Consider the following 17,749-nt stretch of genomic DNA (forward strand, 5'->3'; position numbering starts at 1 on the left):
CCATCCCCCGCAAACTCTCTGACCTGGGCGTCACCAAAGCCGCCATCCCCGAACTGGTCCAAGGCGCAATCATCGACCCCTCATGCGGAGGGAATCCGATCGAATTGACCGAAGAAAACCTGACAACGCTCTTCAACGCAGCACACTAACAGGCTTGCCGAACCCATCCCTCACCTCTCATACTGGTCGGAGGTGAGGGAGATTTTCATGACGAAAGAGATTGTTCTGACCCACGGTGCTTTTGCCGGACCGTGGTGTATGGAGGATTATGCAGGCTTCTTTCGTGCACGTGGCTGGACGGTGCATACGCCAGCGCTACGCTACCATGGTGGCGACCCCAAGGCAGATCCCGATCCCGGCCTCACCGACACAAGCGTCCTAGATTACGCCAATGACATTTCGGACTTCGTGCAGGGGTTGGATAGCGAACCCGTGCTACTGGGCCATGCGATTGCGGGGGTAGTGGCGCAGAAGGTGGCGTCTCGGGGGTTGGCCAGCGCAATTGTCCTGATCAACCCAAACGCGGCTTGGGGCACATTGCCGGAAACCGACGACGAACGCGCTGTGCCGCGCGCGTTGATGGAGGGTGGGGCGTTCTGGAAACAGCCCATGCGCGTTGATTTCGACCTGATGGCCCCTTTTGCGCTCAACAAGATGCCCGAGGTGCAGCAGCATGAGGTGTATGACCAACTCGGCCCCGAAAGCGGGCGGGTGATGTTCGAGATGTTCTTCTGGATGTTCGACGATCACCACGCGATGAAGGTGGACACCGACAAGGTCGATTGCCCGGTGCTGATTGTTTCAGGCACCGAGGACCGGGCCGTGAACCCCAACACCTGCCGCGCTCTGGCGAAGCTTTACGGAGACCGTGCGACTTTCCTGCCCGTCGACAACCACGCGCATTTTCTGTTCATGGAGCCGGGATGGGAAGGGCCAGCCGAACAGATTGCCAACTGGTTGGATCGGAATGTTGGGTAGGATGGGGTTTCACCCCATCGCTCCCATTCCGCTTTGATGGGTTGGAAACCCATCCTACGTCAGTTGTTGGTTTGAAACGTGCTCTGCGGTTTCCAGACCAGAGAGCCATCGTCATTGCGATGACACCGCAGCAGCCGTTCCTCGCGCGTGCTGATGGTTGAGGTTACGGTGTTGTCACCGGTCAGCAGGATGAACGCGTCTGGCGAATAGGCCATCCCGCCATAGTAGCAAAACCGCGTCTCGGCCCCGTCCGGAATGGGTGATGCAGTGCTGAGCATCTGCTGCGCGGGGGCTGCCGAGGCCAGCAGGGTCAGGGCCAGCCCGAGGGTTAATGTTTTCATGTCGTCCTCCCGTTCGGAATATTGTTCGTGGTTAAATTAGGTCTTGGACGCTCGGAACCTCAAATGTCGCTCTTGGATGACGGATTGAGTGTAAGTGTGAACGGGATCAACGGGTTAGGCAAGAGGGATTGCGGAGGGCCGGGCTGAAGCCAGGCCTATGGATTGTCGGACGGTCTCATGCACGTGCGCCCAGTTTCTTTATACACGCGCTGAACGGATATCTCAGCCGATGTTGTAGTGATTTCTCCATCGACGTGTAGGGAAAGCCGAGGCTAGTTGCAAAAGCTGTTTCGAAGGTCTTTCTTCGACACCGGTAATGTCAATTAATCCGCGCCATGGCATACGCGACGCGATTTTTGAGAAACAAGTCGCGTAGAAGTCTTTTGCCTCTTGAGGCCAATCAACTTTGTACCCACCTTCAATTTCAAAGAACTTCTTCGACAAAAACACGACTAAGTCAGCAAACTGAATCATAGGGTGCCTAACCGAGTCTATCGGGTAGCTAAATTCAACAACTTGCTTGATTCTGCGTGCCGCAGCGACGTGAAATCGCCGGTATTCTACTAATTCGTCAATTGACGATTGATAGATTTCTTTCTCATCAATGATAATCATCGAACGGGCGGTGCGACCCAGCTTTTCACCGGTGTATTTCTCTGCATAGTTGACGAAATAATTGAAGCAGAGTTGGTAAGGAATACTCGGGTCAATTTTGGGGTGCATTTGGCCATTCTCTGCTTCGGCGAGCTTGTACTTGTCAACGCCAACTAGGTGAACAGGATGTTTGCGGTTTTCTAGCAATCCCAGCAACTCGAAAACGAGCTCAGAACAATCTTCTCGTGAAAAGCCTTCAAAAGCGCCTTGCTGGTTCACTAGCTCGTGTGCATGAAGTTCGAATCTTTCAGGCAAATCGTGTTGGAAGAAATCGACAAGTATCTTTCGCATGGATTCAACGGTTCTGGTCCAACCTACATCCTTGACGGAAATGCCTCCCAATACAAAAATTGGTTGCTGCGGATTGTTTAACTGGGCGCCTGTACACCCAGCTTCATCAAGATAAAAGAAATGCATAAAAAAAGCCTTATTAAATAGCCTTAAACATCCAACTCCTCCACAAACCGCGCGTTCTCCTGAATGTACTGGAACCGCAGTTCGGGTTTCTTGCCCATCAGGCGCTCGACAAGGTCGCCTGTCTCGCCGGGTTCGTCCTCGTCGATAGTGACCCGGATCAATTTCCGGGATTTCGGGTCCATCGTGGTCTCTTTCAGGTCCTTGGCGTCCATTTCGCCCAGACCCTTGAAGCGGGATACGTCGATCTTGCCTTTGCCGCCCAGACCTTTCTCAAGCCACTCGTCCCGCTCGGCCTCGTCCAGGCAGTAAACGCGCTTGGCGCCTTGGGTCAGGCGGTACAATGGCGGGCAGGCGAGGTACAAATGCCCCGCGTCGATCATCGGGCGCATCTGGGTAAAGAAGAACGTCATCAGCAACGAGGCGATATGCGCTCCGTCCACATCCGCGTCGGTCATGATGATGATCTTGTCATAGCGCAGGTCGTCGACGTTGAATTTGGTGCCAAGGCCAACACCCAGCGCTTGGGTCAGGTCGTTGATTTCGGCATTGGTGCCCAGTTTCGAACTGGCCGCGCCCAACACGTTCAGGATTTTGCCGCGCAGCGGCAGTAGGGCTTGGGTCTTTCGGTCGCGGCCCATTTTGGCAGAGCCACCTGCCGAGTCGCCCTCGACGATGAATAATTCCGTGCCGTCCCGTGTTGAACTACTACAGTCCACCAACTTGCCGGGGAGACGAAGTTTCTTAGTGGCGGACTTGCGTTGTGTTTCCTTCTCGGCCCGTCGGCGCAGGCGTTCTTCGGCCCTCAGGATGAGGAAGTCGAGGATCGCCCCGGCGGATTTCGTATCAGCCGCCAGCCAGTTATCGAAATGGTCGCGGACGGAGTTTTCGACCAGCCGTTGCGCCTCGACCGTGGCCAGACGGTCTTTGGTTTGGCCGACGAATTCCGGTTCCGAGATAAAGCAGGACACCAGCGCGCAGCCGCCGGTGATCAGGTCGTCACGGGTGATCTGACCTGCTTTCTTGTTGTTGATCAGCTCGCCATAGGCCTTGATCCCCTTGAGGACCGCAGCCCAGAATCCCGCCACATGGGTGCCGCCTTCGGGGGTGGGGACAGTGTTACAGTAGGACTGGATGAACCCGTCGCGTGAAGGCGTCCAGTTGATCGCCCATTCGACTTTGCCGGGGGTGCCGAACTTCTCGTTAAAGTCCACGGTGCCAGCAAAGGGCTGCTCGGCATAGGTCGACGAGCCGTTCATCGTCTCCTTCAGATAGTCCGACAGGCCGCCGGGGAAGTGGAAGGTGGCCTCGGTCGGGGTTTCACCGTCGTCGATGGCGGATTTCCAGCGGATTTCCACGCCAGAGAACAGGTAGGCCTTTGAACGGATGGATTTGAATAGGCGCGCGGGTTTGAATTTGTGGTGGCCGAAGATGTCCGCGTCGGCGTGGAACGTGACGGTTGTACCGCGCCGGTTGGGCGCTGCGCCTACTTTTTCCACCGGTCCTAGAGGGATACCGCGCGAGAAGCGTTGTTCGAATAGCTGCTTGTCGCGTGCCACCTGCACGACCATCGAATCCGACAGGGCATTCACCACCGATGCACCCACACCGTGCAGACCGCCCGAAGTCTGATACGCTTTGCCCGAGAACTTGCCGCCTGCGTGCAGGGTACAGAGGATCACTTCAAGTGCCGACTTGTCGGGGAACTTGGGATGCGGGTCGATCGGAATGCCGCGCCCGTTGTCACGAACGGTCAGGGCGTAATCTGCGTGCAGCTCGACCTCGATCCGGTTGGCATGGCCCGCGACCGCTTCGTCCATCGAGTTGTCGAGGATTTCGGCCACCATGTGGTGCAATGCACGCTCATCGGTGCCGCCAATATACATGCCGGGGCGTTTGCGGACCGGTTCCAGACCTTCCAGCACCTCGATGGACGAGGCGTCATAGGTGGAGGTCGCTTCTGGCGTCAACAGATCGTCGGGCATGGGTGCTGCTCTTGTTTTTGAGTTTCCCCCATTATGGCAGGTGATGTGGTCCGGGGGAAGAGGGACGCGAGGTGTTGTATCCGGTTTGTCGGGGTCACCGGAACCGGAGCGAATTTCAGCGCTGTATTGCAGCGCGTTTACAATGACAGACTACAATGACAGCCAGAGAGTTTTGTCTTTAAAGCCACCTCGAACAAGAGAACTTTTCTCAAGCACATCCGAATATTCGTCATCCCAATCACGGAACCGGTCATTTGTGACGATAGCAGCGCCGAGATCCCGCGCTACCTGAAGGACCAGCGGGTCGGCAGGAGTACCCTTTGGCGCAACCATCACGTGGCTGGATGGCAACCCAAGCAAAGCCGCAAGGTAACTGTCGTTCATATAGCGATCTGAGATTTTGTATCCTACATTGGCATCAAAGACGACGCCCGGTGTCCGCCCCTTTGTCTTCAACTCGTCGACAACCTCGCGCACTGTGGCGATATTAGGAACACCGCCTTTCCAGTGCAAAACATTTGATCCATCGACGACAGCCCAGTTTTTCGAAGTTTTGAGCCGGCGTAGCCTTTTTCCGAACAGCAGCAGCAAACTTGCCAATGCGCACGGTCCTGTCAGCAATAACCAATCTGAGAACGCTGGATTGAACATAGCTATAGCAGAGCCAAAACAAGACAGGGCAAAAATACAGATGAGAGGGCGCACAGTTGAAAAGTCTTTGGTCAGAAAGTTGTTTCAATAGGGACGTAGCAGACAGTAGGGGTGGCTGCCCAGCATATATCAGTGATGCAAAACAGATTGATATTAAACCGCGAGCTTTCCAAGGTCTCGTCATGTTTCGAAATCCCGTTTAGGCTTTGTTCCGGAAGCAGAAATTAGGGAGCAGAAGAATTGAGCTGGATCAGAACCATTCCATTCGAAGAGGCGACGGGAAAGCTGAGGAAGCTTTATGAACGGGTCACCGGGCCGGACAACAATGTGGACAATATCATGATGGCGCACAGCCTGCGGCCGCATTCGATGGAAGGCCATATGGCGATGTACAAGGCGGTGCTACATCACTCGAGCAACAAGATACCGAAGTGGTTTCTTGAGGTGCTGGGCGTGTGGGTCAGCGCTCTGAACCGATGCGGGTATTGCGTGGAACATCACTTTTCCGGATTGCAGCGGTTGCTGCAGGATGAGGCGCGCGGCAATGCGATCCGTGCGGCGATTGAGGCGGGTGATCCGGCCTCAGCGCCTTTGGACGCGGCACAGGTCGAAGCGATGAAATATGCGCGCAAGCTGACCGAGGCGCCGGGTGATCTGTCAGAGGCGGATGTAGTTGCCCTGCGTGAGGCGGGGTGGGAAGATGGCGAGATTCTGGAGATCAATCAGGTGTGTTCGTATTTCTCCTATGCGAACAGAACCGTTTTGGGGTTGGGGTGTTCGACTGACGGAGACGTTTTGGGCTTGTCGCCGAACAACTCGGACAATCCTGATGATTGGGGACATCGGTAAGTGCGGGGCTGGCCGCTCCCCCCCCCTATGTATTTTGGGGTCATGTAAAGAACGGGCATAGGCTTGTTCTTTGACGCCCCGACAAAACCTATGTCAATTTGACACCAATCAAAGCGCGCCGTGTGACAATCGGCTAAGCATCTCCTCGACAGTGAAACCGAGGAGAACATGTATGGATGCGGCACCCCAGATCAAACAAAAATCATCTCAGATCAAAGCTGTAACTGACCTGAAGGCGGATGCCTCGGCACCAACATCCGAGAAAATCCGGCAAGCTTTTGAGAGCGGCAAGTATCCCTATGGCCGCAAGATGGCACGCAAGGATTACGAGGCGCAAAAGGCCGAGCTGCAGGCAGAGTTGCTGAAGGTTCAATTGTGGGCGCAGGAGACCGGGCAGCGGTTTGTGCTGTTGTTCGAGGGCCGCGACGCCGCCGGCAAGGGTGGGACCATCAAGCGGTTCATGGAGCATCTGAACCCGCGCCAGGCGCGTGTGGTCGCATTGAACAAGCCGACGGATGAGGAGAAGGGGCAGTGGTATTACCAGCGTTATGTGCAGCAGCTGCCCACCGTGGGCGAGATGGTGTTTTATGATCGGTCCTGGTACAACCGTGCGGGCGTCGAGCGGGTGATGGGCTTCTGCTCACCCAATGAGTATCTGGAATTCATGCGGCAGACGCCCGAGTTGGAGCGGATGCTGGTGCGCTCGGGCATTCAACTTTATAAGTACTGGTTCTCGGTCACGCAGGAAGAGCAGCAGCGGCGCTTTGGGAGTCGTGAAACTGATCCGTTGAAGCAATGGAAACTGTCACCGATTGACAAGGCTAGCCTGAGCAAATGGGATGACTATACCGAGGCGAAAGAGGCGATGTTCTTCTACACCGACACCGCTGATGCGCCCTGGACGATTGTCAAATCCAACGACAAGAAACGCGCGCGTCTGAACTGCATGCGGCATTTCCTGTCGACGCTGGACTACCCGGACAAAGACCTCAGGATCGTTGGTGAGCCTGATCCGTTGATAGTTGGGCAGGCGCATCATGTAATTCATAACTCGGACCACATTCTGGGGACAGCGCTGCATCCTGACGCGAAGATCGGCTGAAAATCGATAAACTGTAAAGCCGTTGCACCAAAGGTGATGGCTTGCGTCGCTTTGTTCTCGTTAGTCTCATTGTGAAATAAGTTTGTTCCGCTCTTGTCTCGGGCAGCGCGCAAGCCTAAGGCTGGCGGAATGAACAAGGTGATGACATATCCCGGCCATTTGCGCGCAATCGCGGTGCTTGGCCTGCCATTGATTGGCGGGCATCTGGCACAGTATGCGATTGGTTTGACCGATACAGTCATGCTGGGCTGGTACGGGGTCGAGGCGTTGGCTGCCGTGACGCTGGCCAACAGCTATTACTTCGTCCTGTTCCTGTTTGGTGCCGGTTTTGGGTGGGCTGTAATGCCGATGGTGGCGACCGCTGCCGCCGAGGAGAATGAGACCAGCATTCGCCGCTCCACTCGCATGGGTCTGTGGCTATCTCTGATCTATGCGACGGTGATGATGCCTCTTTTGTGGTGGTCCCATCCGATCCTGATTGCTTTGAAGCAAGAGCCGCAAGTTGCTGAAACTGCGTCAGTATATCTGCGGGTCGCGGGGTGGGGCTTGTTCCCGGCGCTGTTGGTGATGGTCCTGAAGTCCTATTTGGCCGCGCTTGAGCGGACGCAGATTGTGCTGTGGATCACGATTGTTGCAGCTGTGGTCAATGGCGTGACTAACTATGCGTTGATCTTCGGAAACTGGGGCGCGCCCGAACTTGGGGTGATTGGTGCGGCTATCGCGTCAGTGGTGACGCAGATCGTATCATTGGTGGCGGTCGTGATCTATGCGGTGCGTGCGTTGCCGGAACACAGCTTGTTTCAGCGGTTTTGGCGCCCGGATTGGGAGATGTTCATGAGCGTGCTGCGTTTGGGCGTTCCCATCGGTCTGACGACACTGGCGGAGGTGTCGTTGTTCGCGATCTCTGCTGTCATGATGGGCTGGTTGGGTCCAGTGCCGCTGGCAGCTCACGGGATTGCGTTAAACCTCGCCTCGGCGACGTTCATGGTTCATTTGGGCCTGTCTAATGTGGCGACTATTCGGGCGGGCAACGCGTTGGGTCGACGGGATCGGGCGCATCTTGAGAAAGGCGCGATTACGGTGACCGGGATGTCGTTGATCGTGTCGGTCTTGACGGTTGTTCTATTCCTGACATGCGCTGAGCCCCTGATCTCGCTGTTTATGGAGGCCGATGATCCGCAGCGGCCACAGATCCTGCTAATCGGCACTGGCCTGCTGGCGATGGCTGCTTTGTTCCAGCTGGTCGATGGGGCGCAGGTCATCGCACTAGGCCTGTTGCGAGGTTTGCAGGATGCAAAAATACCGATGGTGATGGCCGCACTCAGCTATTGGGTGATCGGTATCCCCGCTTCGTACTATTTCGGCTTTGTTCAAGGTATGGAGGGGATCGGAGTCTGGCTTGGCCTCGTGATTGGCCTTGCTTGTGCTGCCGTATTGTTGATGGCGCGCTTCTGGCTAAGGTCGGTGCGCGATGTAGGAGAAGTTTCCGCCTAGGGGATCATTCTTTGCTCATCCGGTCGGATTTCTTTCGAACAAGTACCGACCGCAAGTCGTGCATTGCCATCAGCAATGGGTCGGTCACGTCCTCTAATTGCGCATCCGTTGCTTTAGACTGGGCCCATTGCGTGGTCAGATTCAGGTAGTCAACCGCACGGTGTATATCATCCATATCGCGGCGGGATAGCAGGGCTTTGCGCTCTTCCATCCAGCGCGCGATTTCATCGTTGTCGGCGTCGCTTAGTACACGCTGGCCCTGCGGTTTGACCTCGCCATTGCGGATGTTGATGACCGCGATCTGTTCCATCTCGATCCGGCGATGGCGATTTTCCGTGTCGATCCTGAACACCGCTGCCCCATTTTCGCGCACGCGGAAATAGTATTCAGGCAGGGCTGTGGACATAACAAACTCCGGTATCAGGTGAGCGCGGCGCAAAAACGTTGGATGCGTGTGCAGGCTTCAGTCAGGGCTTCATCAGAGGTCGCATAGCTGACGCGGAAATTGGGCGACAGACCAAAAGCTGCGCCAAACACCACCGCCACGTCGGCCTCTTCCAGCAGGGCGATTGCGAAGGTTTCGTCCGAATCTATCACGGTGCCCGCGGGTGTGGTTTTCCCGATCAAGCCTGCAATTGATGGATAGACGTAGAACGCGCCTTCGGGTGTCGGGCACGAGATACCGTCGATTTGGCTGAGCATGTCGACGACCAGATCGCGACGGCGTTTGAAGATCTCATTATTCGGCGCAAGGAATGCTTGAGTTCCATTCAGAGCCTCGACTGCTGCCCATTGGCTGACCGAACTGGGATTCGAAGTTGATTGAGATTGCACCTTGCGCATCGCGGCGATCAACTCGACCGGGCCTGCCGCATAGCCAATACGCCAACCGGTCATGGCATAGGCTTTGGAGACGCCATTGCAGGTCAGCGTCCGATCATAAAGTCTCGGTTCCACCTGTGCGGGCGTGCAGAACTCGAACCCGTCATAGGCCAGGTGCTCATACATATCATCGGTCATCACCCAAACATGCGGATGCCGCATCAGGACATCTGTCAGTTCTTTCAGTTCAGCCCGGCTATAGCCCGCTCCGGTGGGATTCGAGGGTGAGTTGAAGATGAACCATTTCGTTTTAGGTGTGATTGCGGCTTCCAGTTGATCCGCTGTCAGTTTGAAATTGGTCTGCAGCGAAGTTTCGACGATCACTGGTGTGCCACCGGCCAGCAACACCATGTCCGGGTAGCTGACCCAATAGGGCGCGGGGATGAGGACCTCATCGCCCTCGTTCAGCGTAGCCATCAGCGCGTTGTAAAGCGTCTGCTTACCCCCGGTCCCGACCGAGACCTGAGCGGGCGTATAGTCCAATCCGTGGTCACGCTTCATCTTGGCGCAAACCGCCTGTTTCAGCTCGGGGATGCCGTCCGGAGCAGTGTATTTGGTCTTGCCCGCAGCGATGGCGGCCACGGCGGCGTCCTTGATGTTCTGCGGCGTGTCGAAATCGGGCTCGCCTGCGCTCAGCCCGATCACATCGCGCCCGGCGGCCTTCAGCTCGGCTGCTTTGGACGTCATCGCGATGGTGGGCGAGGGTTTTACGCGTGACAGTGTCGCAGACAGGAAACTCATGGTCGGCCTCGGTTTGTATGTTCAGCCCGACTGTCATAGGGTGCGCCGAAATAACGATCAAGCCAATTGAGTTTTACCCTTTGGAGACCCCGATGAACGACGAAACAGACTGGTTCGGACCGGACACCGCAACCTTCGGGGATCGCGTTGCTGGCGCACGCGAAGCCGCAGGCATGACGCAGACCCAATTGGCCCGCAGGCTTGGTGTCAAAAAAGCCACGATCACTTCGTGGGAAGATGATTTGTCCGAACCCCGCGCGAACAAGCTGTCGATGATGGCGGGGCTACTGAATGTCTCGATCATGTGGCTTCTGACGGGCGAGGGCGACGGCATGGACGAAACAAGCCTGCATGGCGATACGGACTCGGAATTGCGCGATCTCGTTGCAGAGCTACGCACGATCCGAGGTGAGATGCGAGCCAACTCCGAGCGGCTGGCCCGCGTCGAAAAAGCGCTGCGTCTGAAATTGGAACGCAATCAATGACCGAGCCGCGCGAGACCCGGATCAAGCGCATGAAAATGCGTTCGATGCGGCGGGGCATCAAAGAGATGGATTTGATCCTGACGGCATATGCCGATCGCAATCTGTCTTCTATGGACGAGGCGGGATTGGACACATACGATGCCTTGTTGCATGAAAATGACCAGGACCTGTATCAATGGGTCACTGGTCAGGCCAGCCCGCCGGAACCGCTGGCCGAATTGATCGCGGATATCGCGCAAACCTTTCAAAAATAAGCAATCATCAGGCTTAACCGATTTTTCGGGAATTCGCGTCATGTTTTCAGAAACAGCGCGATGAATCGGAGGATTGAATGAGTATGGAGTTACAGGTCACCGCGCCCGGGACCAAGGGGTTCATGACGAGCTATCTTGAGGCGTTGGCGCTGGTCGAGCGTCTTCATCGCTTGCTTCTGGACGTTATCAAGGATGAATTCGAGCGTGTCGGCGTACTTGAGATCAACGCGGTGCAGGCCCTGCTGTTGTTCAACATAGGCGACCATGAAGTAACCGCCGGAGAGTTGAAGAGCCGTGGTTACTATCAAGGCAGCAATGTCAGCTACAATCTTAAGAAACTGGTCGAGATGGGCTATATGCACCATCAACGATGCGAGATTGACCGCCGCTCGGTACGGGTACGCCTGACGCCGCGTGGGCGTGAGATTCGCGATATCGTGTCAGACCTGTTCGCCCGCCATGCAGAAGGGCTGCAAAACCGCGGCGTGATCGGGACCGATGGGATTGAAGAGATCACCGGTTCACTGCGTCGGGTCGAACGATATTGGACCGATCAGATTCGGTATATCTACTGATAGCTTTGATGGCTGAGTTTGGGAGAGCGACAGTCCCTCAAGCTCACGGATCAGTTTACGTGTCATCGCATCTTCATAGGCTTCGAAGCCAAGGGCGACTTCGACGAAAGCATCGGGGCCTCGGATGACCCACGCGTGGTAATAAGCAGATAGCTCCCCAATCTCTACCTGGCGGGTGTCTCCTGGATTGGGGTCGTCGATGCCGATTACGAGGGCATTGATTGTAATATCAGTGTTTTGCAAAGCGGCTTTTATGTCCCGCGGGTGATGTCCGAGATTGTGTTTACCATCACCGGACAGATCCAGTGTTCGCCGCCAGCAATCGCTTTGGCTCTCCAACATCTCAGCACCGTACAACATGGCCGACCCGACCGCCGTTCCCTGCGGCGCTGATGAGCGTGTTGTGCTTTCTAAATGTTGCTGAATTCGACGCAGATCAGCAGTCGAGCGAACATCTGTCCAACCAAGCAAGAGGCGTTGGTGGCCAGGTTCGCTCCATTCGTAGATAGCGATCCGAATAAAGGTAGACGGGTTTGAAAGGATCAGTTGAACCACCTCGGGATGGCGCAACGCCGCCGCAAGGCCACTAAGTTGCAACCTGTACTCACGACTGTCGACCGAACCAGAGACATCCGTTCCCAACGCCAAAGCCTGTCGACATTGCGCTGAAAGCGGGTTGGCCAGCAGGCAAAGAAGTGTCGCACACAGGCGGATCATTTCGCATTATCCGGTTGCAACGCACTAAGTTCCAACCCTTTCAATTCCCGTTCCAGTTTGCGACGCATGGCACGCTCAAAATCTTCGAACCCGGCGGCGATCTCAAGAAAAGCTCCGGGTCCGTGTAGTACATTTTTCTGAAAGAACGGGATCAAGTCGATTTCTCCTTCGAAATCAGCTGCATTGATCACCAGACCATTCACGGTCGTGTTTTCGAATGGAAAGTGCTTGTAGGCGATCTGTGGCCCGTAGCCATCGTTATTCTTGCCATCGCCCGAGATATCAATGGTTTGGAACAGACAATTCGGGGCGCTCGCCAGCAGGGTTGCCCCATACGCCAGCGCGTGACCCATTGCAGTTGGAAACTCGTTTTCCGATCGCTTCGATGTCCCGATCCGATGCGCGGCGGAGATCAAATTGGCCCGAGTATCGATTATCGTCCAATCCAAAAGCAATGTCTGGTTGAAACTGCCGGACCATTCATAGACGGCTAATGCAACCGGTTGAGGTGAAAGGAAGAAAGCCTCCTGCACCTCGGGCGCAATCAATGCGTTAGCCAGCCCCTGTCGTTGCAGCGCATCCTCAGTCGCGTCCACCGAGGTCGAGATGTCCATGGCCAGCGCCAGCGCCAGGCGGCAGGTCTCGGCCCAAAGGGGGCTGCCCGCGACAGCCAGCCCCAATGCTCCCAGCCAGCGGATCACCAGTGGCCGGTGCTTTCCATGCTAGACCAAGGCTCTGCCGGGGCTAACGCTTCACCATTTTGCAGCAACTCGATCGAGACATTGTCGGGCGAGCGAACGAACGCCATACGCCCGTCGCGTGGCGGGCGGTTGATCACGACGCCATTGTCCTGAAGATGCTGGCAGGTCTCGTAAATGTTGTCGACGCCATAGGCGAGATGCCCGAAATGGCGGCTGTCGCTTGGCAGTGCGTCGTCGCCATCCCAGTTGTATGTAAGTTCAATGGGCGCGTCCTCTTGTCCCGGTGGGGCGAGGAATACCAGTGTGAACCGCGCAGCCTCGCTTTCATAACGACGCGTTTCCTTCAGGCCCAATAGTTCATAAAACGCTATGGATTTCTCAAGATCCTTCACGCGGACCATGGTGTGGAGATATGTCAGCCCCATCGCGACTTTCCTTGCATTGGTTGTGATGCCAAGCACCTTAGCGCGCCTTCATCCCGTGTCGAGGGGCTGGCCGGACACAATTCCGATTTAGCGCAATGCGCCGCACATATCGCGGTTCCGATGGCAAGCTTGCCGATATATAGTGGTCGGCGACTCATTGCTGGAAAGGATAATTTCATGCCTCTGTCTGCCGACCAACTGGCCGAGATCGAAGCTCAGCGCGCACAGTCGAGCCCGACCCGCCGCGTCGTTGCCGAAGGTATGGAAGATCATCTGTACACGGCGCATCAGGTTCTGGATCACGGATTTGTCCGCGTTATCGACTATATGGGCGACGATGCTGCGATCTGTCAGGCCGCGCGTGTTTCCTACGGCAAAGGCACCAAGTCGGTGCAAAATGATGAAGGTCTGATCCGCTATCTGATGCGCCACTGGCATTCGACCCCGTTTGAAATGTGCGAGATCAAGTTGCACGTCAAACTGCCCGTATTCGTAGCCCGCCAGTGGATCCGCCACCGCACGGCGAATGTGAACGAATATTCGGCGCGGTATTCGATCCTGGATCGAGAGTTCTATATCCCGGCACCCGAACATGTCGCCGCGCAATCCGAGGTTAACAATCAGGGCCGTGGAGACACATTGCAAGGCGAAGAGGCCGCGCGCGTGTTGGAGATACTGAAAGCGGACAGTGCGCGCTGCTATGACAACTACGAGGCGATGATCGGTCAGGACGGCCAGCAAGGGCTTGCGCGTGAACTGGCGCGGATGAACCTTCCAGCCAACATTTATACGCAATGGTATTGGAAGGTGGACTTGCACAACTTGTTCCACTTCTTGCGTCTGCGTGCCGACCCGCACGCGCAGTACGAAATCCGCGTTTACGCAGATACCATGTGCAAGATTGTCGCCGACTGGGTACCGTTTGCCTACCGCGCGTTTGAGGACTACCGCCTTGGCGCAGTCAACCTCTCGGCGCAGATGGTGACCTGCTTGCGTCGGATGCTCAGCGGTGAAGATGTCACTCAGGAAAACTCAGGCATGACCGCACGGGAATGGCGTGAGTTTGAGGCTGTTATCCGAGAGGGTTGATTCAACAGAAAACCGAGCACGTCCCAAGGTGGGCGCGTTCACTAGGGTTTGCGGTTAACGGCCTGAAATTGGCCGTCAACCTTCTTTTATCTTTCCCGCCGGGGCGGGCTGTGCCTTACAGCGGCTTCAAATCAGCAGCCATTTGGCGGCCGTCACGTCCGTCCTGCAACTCGTACGAGACTTTCTGATTGTCAGCGAGTCCGGTCAGACCGGATCGTTCTACGGCCGAGATATGAACAAACACATCTTTGCCCCCTTCGTCGGGCGCAATAAAACCATAGCCTTTGGTTGTATTAAACCATTTCACGGTGCCGGTTGGCATTTCCCGTGTCTCCTTCTACTTACAAGTTGTCCCACAAATTGGTGGGGGCCTTGGCTGGCAAAACCGCCACACGTCACTGTTCGCCCTCACGATACAGCCCGGGTCGCGTGTTTCGCCTTTTTCAACATTACACGGTGAAGTAAAAAATCAAGAATAACTGGGGCAGCCTGATGGGTTTGTCTAAATTTGCAGCGATTACAGGATTAGTTAGATAATGCAGCTATATGGGTTAAAAACTTGCGATACGTGCCGTAAGGCATTGAAACTGCTTCCAGATGCGGTTTTCGTTGATGTCCGCGCACAAGGGGTTCCCGAAAATGTGCTGTCCGAGGCGTACGAGACTTTCGGCAAAGCCTTGCTCAATACGCGATCAACAACCTGGCGGGGATTGGATGATGACACACGCAATCGACCGGTGCTCGCGCTGTTGGCTGATCATCCGACCCTGATGAAACGCCCACTGATAGTATCCAATGGTCAGATGTATCTGGGCTGGACGCCTGAAACCCGTCAGGCCCTTGGTGTTGCCTGAAGAACTGCTTATGTGACACGGGCAACAAGCGGAGACCTGTGAATGCGAAACGCTGCCATGATTTTAGGCGTCATTGCCGGGCTGATCGGGATGATCGTCGGTTTTTTTGGCTACGGCTTTGTGGAACTGATCGACCAGTTTGGTGAGATCGAAGGCATTGCCGAGCAGGTAGAGAACCCCGAGTTGATCCAGACGGCTTCGATCGTGGCGCCTTTGTTGGCAATCGTTGGCGGGGCGATGGCCCATTCTCGAGCGCTGATTGCGGGTTTATTGCTGCTGATTTCTGCGGCTGGGATGTACTATGCCTTTGGCTTCGGCGTTTTCACCATGTTCCCGATTGCCTTTGCAGGCGTAGCAGGGTTGCTTGGGCTCGCCGCAGGAAAACCGGACGAGCCCAAGGCACATTTCTAGGTCACTTCAGGCGTAGTAACCGATCCAGAGACAGCGGACCCGCGCCGTTGATCACAATCACCAGCAGCAGGAATGTCCACATCACGCGCTGATCCATCAACGTAATTGCGTTGTCGAACAAGCCGCCCAGTTTGACGCCATGTCCGGTGACATCGGTCAGTGTTTGAACCCAGACAAATCCGATCATGCCAAGCGCGGCAAGGCGCGTCAGCAGGCCGACCAGCAAAAGCACAGGCAGGACAAATTCGGCCACTGTGCCAAAGAAGATGACGACCCGCTGGAAAAAGGTCATCTGAGTCACATCATACAGCACCGCCTCTGCAGCTTTGGGAAAGATCTGACCGAAGGCTCCGGCCGATGGCGAAAAGATTGAGCCGTCGATTTTCAGCGTGGCCGAGTTCCAGTAGTAGACGAACAACACGGCGATAAAGACCACCCGAGCCAGGGTTGGTGTCAGCCAACCGGACGCGTGATCCGCTTTTTCCATCGCATTATTGTAAGTTGAGATCAGGGCAGTCATGTGTCCAGCCTTTCGATAGTCACAGAAGTTATTGCACTGCCCTGCAAAAGCAGTGCCAGAGTGGTTCCAAGATCAAATTCGGGTGTTTCGGCCATCGTGGATTCAAATGCCTCACCGATGGATTTGCCATCTTGAATCAGCGCGATCCATGCCGCACCACCGGGTGGCAATGGGTGTGGGGCAGGGTCGTATTCGGGACGCATGATCAAAGTATCCTGAGCGCCCGCTTCGGGTTTCGGCGCGCCTTCTTCGGTGTTAAATTTCCAGATCGCATGTATGGGCCAGCTTGAACGCAACACCTGCACCGACGGCGCGAGGGTCAGTTTGGCTTGCATCAAATCTTCCGGTGGCAAGCTGAGCGCTTCGGCATCTATGGATTGTCGATCAGCGGCGTGGTAAGCCCTACGCAGCGCCAGTTCCAGACGGGCAACATCTGGCAGGTAGCCCAGATGCGACAACTGCTCCATTCCTTCCAGAAATTTTGGGAATTCCTCGCCATAAAACATCATCAGGGGTGAGGACGGCGGGTGCTGGCGCAAGAATATTCCAGCCAGCCCGTCCATATTCTGGGGTCCCAGCAGTTTTGTGATCACCGGGAAGGCCTGATGCATCGCCTCGGTCAGCGAGACGGCGACGTTGTTGCGATAGACGCTGAAGCGACGACCGGCGGGCTGCGCCTCGGCGTCCAGCAACCCATCGGGAATGGGCTTGTTGGCATCTAGCAGTGCCATGTGGAATGTCGTTTGCGACACGCTCATGCGGGCACGCGATCCAGCGCTTTTTGCGCGCGCTCGGCTTCGGCCCGTAACACCGGCCAGTCTGGCACATCGGTGTCCCATTCAATCAACAGGGGTTTGGGGCCGGATTTGTCCAGAACGTAGTCCAGCAGGGACCAGACCGGATCAACGACCTCGCGCCCGTGGCTGTCGATCAGCAAAGGATGCCCATGATCGTCTTCGTCTTCGTCATGACCGCCCAGGTGAATCTCACCTACTTGGTCCAACGGGTAGGCATCAATATAGCCCTGCGGTGAGAAATCCAGATTGGTGGCTGAAACAAAGACGTTGTTCACGTCCAGCAGCAACCCACATCCGGTGCGCCGGGTGATTTCTCGCAAGAAATCAGGTTCGGACCATGTGCTTTCCTCGAAAGCCAAATAGCTTGAGGGGTTCTCTAACAGCATTTGCCGCCCGACCACCTCTTGCACCTGATCAATATGGTCGCAAACACGGTCCAGAGTGGCATCAGTATAGGGCAGAGGAAGTAGATCGTTCAGGAAGTGGCTGTCATGGGTTGACCATGCCAAATGCTCCGAAAAGCTGGCCGGGTTCAACCAGCCGACAAGATGCTTCAGGCGGTCCAGGTGATCTGGGTCAAGTGGCGTTTCGCCGCCGATCGACAGCCCGACACCATGCACTGAAATCGGGAATTGTTCGGACAGGTGACGCAGTTGTGCCAGAGGTCTGCCACCATCGCCCATATAGTTTTCGGCATGAATCTCTAGCCACGCCACAGGCTTGGCCTGTTCAAGAATCTGCGAGAAATGCTGTGGTTTGTAACCAACGCCCGGTGCTGCAGGCAGCCGGTTCGAACTGAGCGCATTGTCCAACATTTGCAAATCCCCTGA

General features: G+C 55.8%; 23 protein-coding genes and 1 pseudogene. 11 read left to right on the plus strand and 13 right to left on the minus strand.

The features are described from left to right. Positions 1-149: pseudogene (locus ACR0BI_RS00005) on the plus strand (iron-containing alcohol dehydrogenase); the annotation flags it as partial. 58 nt (positions 150-207) lie between these two features. After that, on the plus strand, positions 208-978 hold the full coding sequence (locus tag ACR0BI_RS00010) for an alpha/beta hydrolase (RefSeq protein WP_480561818.1): 771 nt from the start codon (positions 208-210) through the stop codon (positions 976-978). A 59-nt stretch (positions 979-1,037) separates the two neighbouring features. Here ACR0BI_RS00010 and ACR0BI_RS00015 read toward each other — a convergent pair whose 3' ends face one another. The 4 genes from ACR0BI_RS00015 to ACR0BI_RS00030 form a co-directional block, all read right to left on the minus strand. Continuing rightward, positions 1,038-1,319, minus strand: a complete 282-nt coding sequence (locus ACR0BI_RS00015) for a hypothetical protein (RefSeq protein WP_170511160.1) — start codon at positions 1,317-1,319, stop codon at positions 1,038-1,040. A gap of 222 nt (positions 1,320-1,541) precedes the next feature. Further along, positions 1,542-2,390, minus strand: a complete 849-nt coding sequence (locus ACR0BI_RS00020; RefSeq protein WP_480561816.1) for a DUF3800 domain-containing protein — start codon at positions 2,388-2,390, stop codon at positions 1,542-1,544. Positions 2,391-2,413: 23 nt separating this feature from the next. Next, positions 2,414-4,372 carry a DNA topoisomerase IV subunit B gene (gene parE, locus ACR0BI_RS00025; protein ID WP_480561814.1) on the minus strand — a complete coding sequence of 653 codons (1,959 nt, stop codon included), beginning with the start codon at positions 4,370-4,372 and terminating at the stop codon, positions 2,414-2,416. 150 nt (positions 4,373-4,522) lie between these two features. Next, on the minus strand, positions 4,523-4,972 hold the full coding sequence (locus ACR0BI_RS00030; RefSeq protein ID WP_480561812.1) for an NYN domain-containing protein: 450 nt from the start codon (positions 4,970-4,972) through the stop codon (positions 4,523-4,525). Positions 4,973-5,263: 291 nt separating this feature from the next. Here ACR0BI_RS00030 and ACR0BI_RS00035 point away from each other — a divergent pair, with 291 nt between their 5' ends. The 3 genes from ACR0BI_RS00035 to ACR0BI_RS00045 all read left to right on the plus strand — a co-directional run bounded on the left by ACR0BI_RS00035 (position 5,264) and on the right by ACR0BI_RS00045 (position 8,468). Then, complete coding sequence (locus ACR0BI_RS00035; protein ID WP_480561810.1) at positions 5,264-5,872, plus strand: carboxymuconolactone decarboxylase family protein; 609 nt, start codon at positions 5,264-5,266, stop codon at positions 5,870-5,872. Between the two features lie 172 nt (positions 5,873-6,044). Next, a complete protein-coding gene (gene ppk2 / locus ACR0BI_RS00040) occupies positions 6,045-6,974 on the plus strand; it encodes a polyphosphate kinase 2 (RefSeq protein ID WP_170404818.1) in 930 nt (309 codons plus the stop codon). A 129-nt stretch (positions 6,975-7,103) separates the two neighbouring features. After that, positions 7,104-8,468, plus strand: a complete 1,365-nt coding sequence (locus ACR0BI_RS00045) for an MATE family efflux transporter (RefSeq protein ID WP_480561808.1) — start codon at positions 7,104-7,106, stop codon at positions 8,466-8,468. Positions 8,469-8,472: 4 nt separating this feature from the next. Here the strand turns inward: ACR0BI_RS00045 and ACR0BI_RS00050 are convergent, their stop codons facing one another. Together ACR0BI_RS00050 and ACR0BI_RS00055 are read right to left on the minus strand one after the other, a co-directional pair. Next, the gene (locus ACR0BI_RS00050) at positions 8,473-8,874 is read right to left on the minus strand and encodes a hypothetical protein (RefSeq protein WP_170404825.1); all 402 of its coding nucleotides are present in this window, start codon (positions 8,872-8,874) and stop codon (positions 8,473-8,475) included. A gap of 14 nt (positions 8,875-8,888) precedes the next feature. Further along, the gene (locus tag ACR0BI_RS00055; protein WP_170420989.1) at positions 8,889-10,091 is read right to left on the minus strand and encodes a pyridoxal phosphate-dependent aminotransferase; all 1,203 of its coding nucleotides are present in this window, start codon (positions 10,089-10,091) and stop codon (positions 8,889-8,891) included. Between the two features lie 92 nt (positions 10,092-10,183). On the opposite strand from ACR0BI_RS00055, the gene ACR0BI_RS00060 reads away from it, so the two are divergent. From ACR0BI_RS00060 to ACR0BI_RS00070, 3 genes are all read left to right on the plus strand, one after another. After that, positions 10,184-10,576 (plus strand): helix-turn-helix domain-containing protein, encoded by a 393-nt coding sequence (locus tag ACR0BI_RS00060; RefSeq protein ID WP_170393655.1) that lies wholly within the window; start codon positions 10,184-10,186, stop codon positions 10,574-10,576. Continuing rightward, complete coding sequence (locus tag ACR0BI_RS00065) at positions 10,573-10,830, plus strand: succinate dehydrogenase assembly factor 2 (RefSeq protein ID WP_170393653.1); 258 nt, start codon at positions 10,573-10,575, stop codon at positions 10,828-10,830. The genes ACR0BI_RS00060 and ACR0BI_RS00065 overlap by 4 nt, the downstream gene beginning before the upstream one ends. A gap of 77 nt (positions 10,831-10,907) precedes the next feature. Continuing rightward, a complete protein-coding gene (locus tag ACR0BI_RS00070) occupies positions 10,908-11,405 on the plus strand; it encodes a MarR family winged helix-turn-helix transcriptional regulator (protein ID WP_170393651.1) in 498 nt (165 codons plus the stop codon). Here the strand turns inward: ACR0BI_RS00070 and ACR0BI_RS00075 are convergent. From ACR0BI_RS00075 to ACR0BI_RS00085, 3 genes are read right to left on the minus strand one after another with little or no spacing between them, the layout of a single operon-like run. Next, positions 11,352-12,122, minus strand: a complete 771-nt coding sequence (locus ACR0BI_RS00075; RefSeq protein ID WP_480561806.1) for a DUF1194 domain-containing protein — start codon at positions 12,120-12,122, stop codon at positions 11,352-11,354. The two genes, ACR0BI_RS00070 and ACR0BI_RS00075, sit on opposite strands and share 54 nt — an antisense overlap. Further along, on the minus strand, positions 12,119-12,823 hold the full coding sequence (locus ACR0BI_RS00080) for a DUF1194 domain-containing protein (protein ID WP_480561804.1): 705 nt from the start codon (positions 12,821-12,823) through the stop codon (positions 12,119-12,121). The genes ACR0BI_RS00075 and ACR0BI_RS00080 overlap by 4 nt, the downstream gene beginning before the upstream one ends. Continuing rightward, positions 12,820-13,248 (minus strand): VOC family protein, encoded by a 429-nt coding sequence (locus tag ACR0BI_RS00085; RefSeq protein WP_170393645.1) that lies wholly within the window; start codon positions 13,246-13,248, stop codon positions 12,820-12,822. Before ACR0BI_RS00085 ends, ACR0BI_RS00080 begins: the two co-directional genes overlap by 4 nt. Positions 13,249-13,425: 177 nt before the next feature. Here ACR0BI_RS00085 and thyX point away from each other — a divergent pair, with 177 nt between their 5' ends. Then, the gene (thyX, locus tag ACR0BI_RS00090) at positions 13,426-14,337 is read left to right on the plus strand and encodes an FAD-dependent thymidylate synthase (protein WP_170393643.1); all 912 of its coding nucleotides are present in this window, start codon (positions 13,426-13,428) and stop codon (positions 14,335-14,337) included. A 115-nt stretch (positions 14,338-14,452) separates the two neighbouring features. On the opposite strand, the gene ACR0BI_RS00095 is transcribed toward thyX, so the two are convergent. Further along, complete coding sequence (locus ACR0BI_RS00095) at positions 14,453-14,659, minus strand: cold-shock protein (protein WP_008758035.1); 207 nt, start codon at positions 14,657-14,659, stop codon at positions 14,453-14,455. Between the two features lie 214 nt (positions 14,660-14,873). Here ACR0BI_RS00095 and ACR0BI_RS00100 point away from each other — a divergent pair, with 214 nt between their 5' ends. Together ACR0BI_RS00100 and ACR0BI_RS00105 are read left to right on the plus strand one after the other, a co-directional pair. Next, the gene (locus tag ACR0BI_RS00100; protein WP_170422413.1) at positions 14,874-15,191 is read left to right on the plus strand and encodes an arsenate reductase family protein; all 318 of its coding nucleotides are present in this window, start codon (positions 14,874-14,876) and stop codon (positions 15,189-15,191) included. 42 nt (positions 15,192-15,233) lie between these two features. Then, complete coding sequence (locus ACR0BI_RS00105) at positions 15,234-15,602, plus strand: hypothetical protein (RefSeq protein ID WP_170420996.1); 369 nt, start codon at positions 15,234-15,236, stop codon at positions 15,600-15,602. Between the two features lies 1 nt (position 15,603). Here the strand turns inward: ACR0BI_RS00105 and ACR0BI_RS00110 are convergent, their stop codons facing one another. Genes ACR0BI_RS00110 through bufB form a run of 3 tightly spaced genes read right to left on the minus strand, consistent with a single transcriptional unit; the run spans position 15,604 to position 17,734 of the window. After that, entirely contained in the window at positions 15,604-16,122 is a 519-nt protein-coding gene (locus ACR0BI_RS00110; protein ID WP_170626091.1) for a DoxX family membrane protein, read from the minus strand. Then, the gene (locus tag ACR0BI_RS00115; protein WP_170635511.1) at positions 16,119-16,880 is read right to left on the minus strand and encodes an HvfC/BufC N-terminal domain-containing protein; all 762 of its coding nucleotides are present in this window, start codon (positions 16,878-16,880) and stop codon (positions 16,119-16,121) included. Before ACR0BI_RS00115 ends, ACR0BI_RS00110 begins: the two co-directional genes overlap by 4 nt. Continuing rightward, the gene (bufB, locus tag ACR0BI_RS00120) at positions 16,877-17,734 is read right to left on the minus strand and encodes an MNIO family bufferin maturase (RefSeq protein ID WP_480561802.1); all 858 of its coding nucleotides are present in this window, start codon (positions 17,732-17,734) and stop codon (positions 16,877-16,879) included. The genes ACR0BI_RS00115 and bufB overlap by 4 nt, the downstream gene beginning before the upstream one ends. Between the last annotated feature and the right edge of the window lie 15 nt (positions 17,735-17,749).

It is taken from the genome of Ruegeria sp. E5, from assembly GCF_056534105.1.

Coding starts and splice junctions, on each gene's coding strand:
- ACR0BI_RS00010 (WP_480561818.1), top strand. CDS start 208: ATGACGAAAGAGATTGTTCTGACCCACGGTGCTTTTGCCGGACCGTGG.
- ACR0BI_RS00015 (WP_170511160.1), bottom strand. CDS start 1,319: ATGAAAACATTAACCCTCGGGCTGGCCCTGACCCTGCTGGCCTCGGCA.
- ACR0BI_RS00020 (WP_480561816.1), bottom strand. CDS start 2,390: ATGCATTTCTTTTATCTTGATGAAGCTGGGTGTACAGGCGCCCAGTTA.
- parE (WP_480561814.1), bottom strand. CDS start 4,372: ATGCCCGACGATCTGTTGACGCCAGAAGCGACCTCCACCTATGACGCC.
- ppk2 (WP_170404818.1), top strand. CDS start 6,045: ATGGATGCGGCACCCCAGATCAAACAAAAATCATCTCAGATCAAAGCT.
- ACR0BI_RS00045 (WP_480561808.1), top strand. CDS start 7,104: ATGAACAAGGTGATGACATATCCCGGCCATTTGCGCGCAATCGCGGTG.
- ACR0BI_RS00050 (WP_170404825.1), bottom strand. CDS start 8,874: ATGTCCACAGCCCTGCCTGAATACTATTTCCGCGTGCGCGAAAATGGG.
- ACR0BI_RS00055 (WP_170420989.1), bottom strand. CDS start 10,091: ATGAGTTTCCTGTCTGCGACACTGTCACGCGTAAAACCCTCGCCCACC.
- ACR0BI_RS00060 (WP_170393655.1), top strand. CDS start 10,184: ATGAACGACGAAACAGACTGGTTCGGACCGGACACCGCAACCTTCGGG.
- ACR0BI_RS00065 (WP_170393653.1), top strand. CDS start 10,573: ATGACCGAGCCGCGCGAGACCCGGATCAAGCGCATGAAAATGCGTTCG.
- ACR0BI_RS00070 (WP_170393651.1), top strand. CDS start 10,908: ATGAGTATGGAGTTACAGGTCACCGCGCCCGGGACCAAGGGGTTCATG.
- ACR0BI_RS00075 (WP_480561806.1), bottom strand. CDS start 12,122: ATGATCCGCCTGTGTGCGACACTTCTTTGCCTGCTGGCCAACCCGCTT.
- ACR0BI_RS00085 (WP_170393645.1), bottom strand. CDS start 13,248: ATGGGGCTGACATATCTCCACACCATGGTCCGCGTGAAGGATCTTGAG.
- thyX (WP_170393643.1), top strand. CDS start 13,426: ATGCCTCTGTCTGCCGACCAACTGGCCGAGATCGAAGCTCAGCGCGCA.
- ACR0BI_RS00095 (WP_008758035.1), bottom strand. CDS start 14,659: ATGCCAACCGGCACCGTGAAATGGTTTAATACAACCAAAGGCTATGGT.
- ACR0BI_RS00100 (WP_170422413.1), top strand. CDS start 14,874: ATGCAGCTATATGGGTTAAAAACTTGCGATACGTGCCGTAAGGCATTG.
- ACR0BI_RS00105 (WP_170420996.1), top strand. CDS start 15,234: ATGCGAAACGCTGCCATGATTTTAGGCGTCATTGCCGGGCTGATCGGG.
- ACR0BI_RS00110 (WP_170626091.1), bottom strand. CDS start 16,122: ATGACTGCCCTGATCTCAACTTACAATAATGCGATGGAAAAAGCGGAT.
- ACR0BI_RS00115 (WP_170635511.1), bottom strand. CDS start 16,880: ATGAGCGTGTCGCAAACGACATTCCACATGGCACTGCTAGATGCCAAC.
- bufB (WP_480561802.1), bottom strand. CDS start 17,734: ATGTTGGACAATGCGCTCAGTTCGAACCGGCTGCCTGCAGCACCGGGC.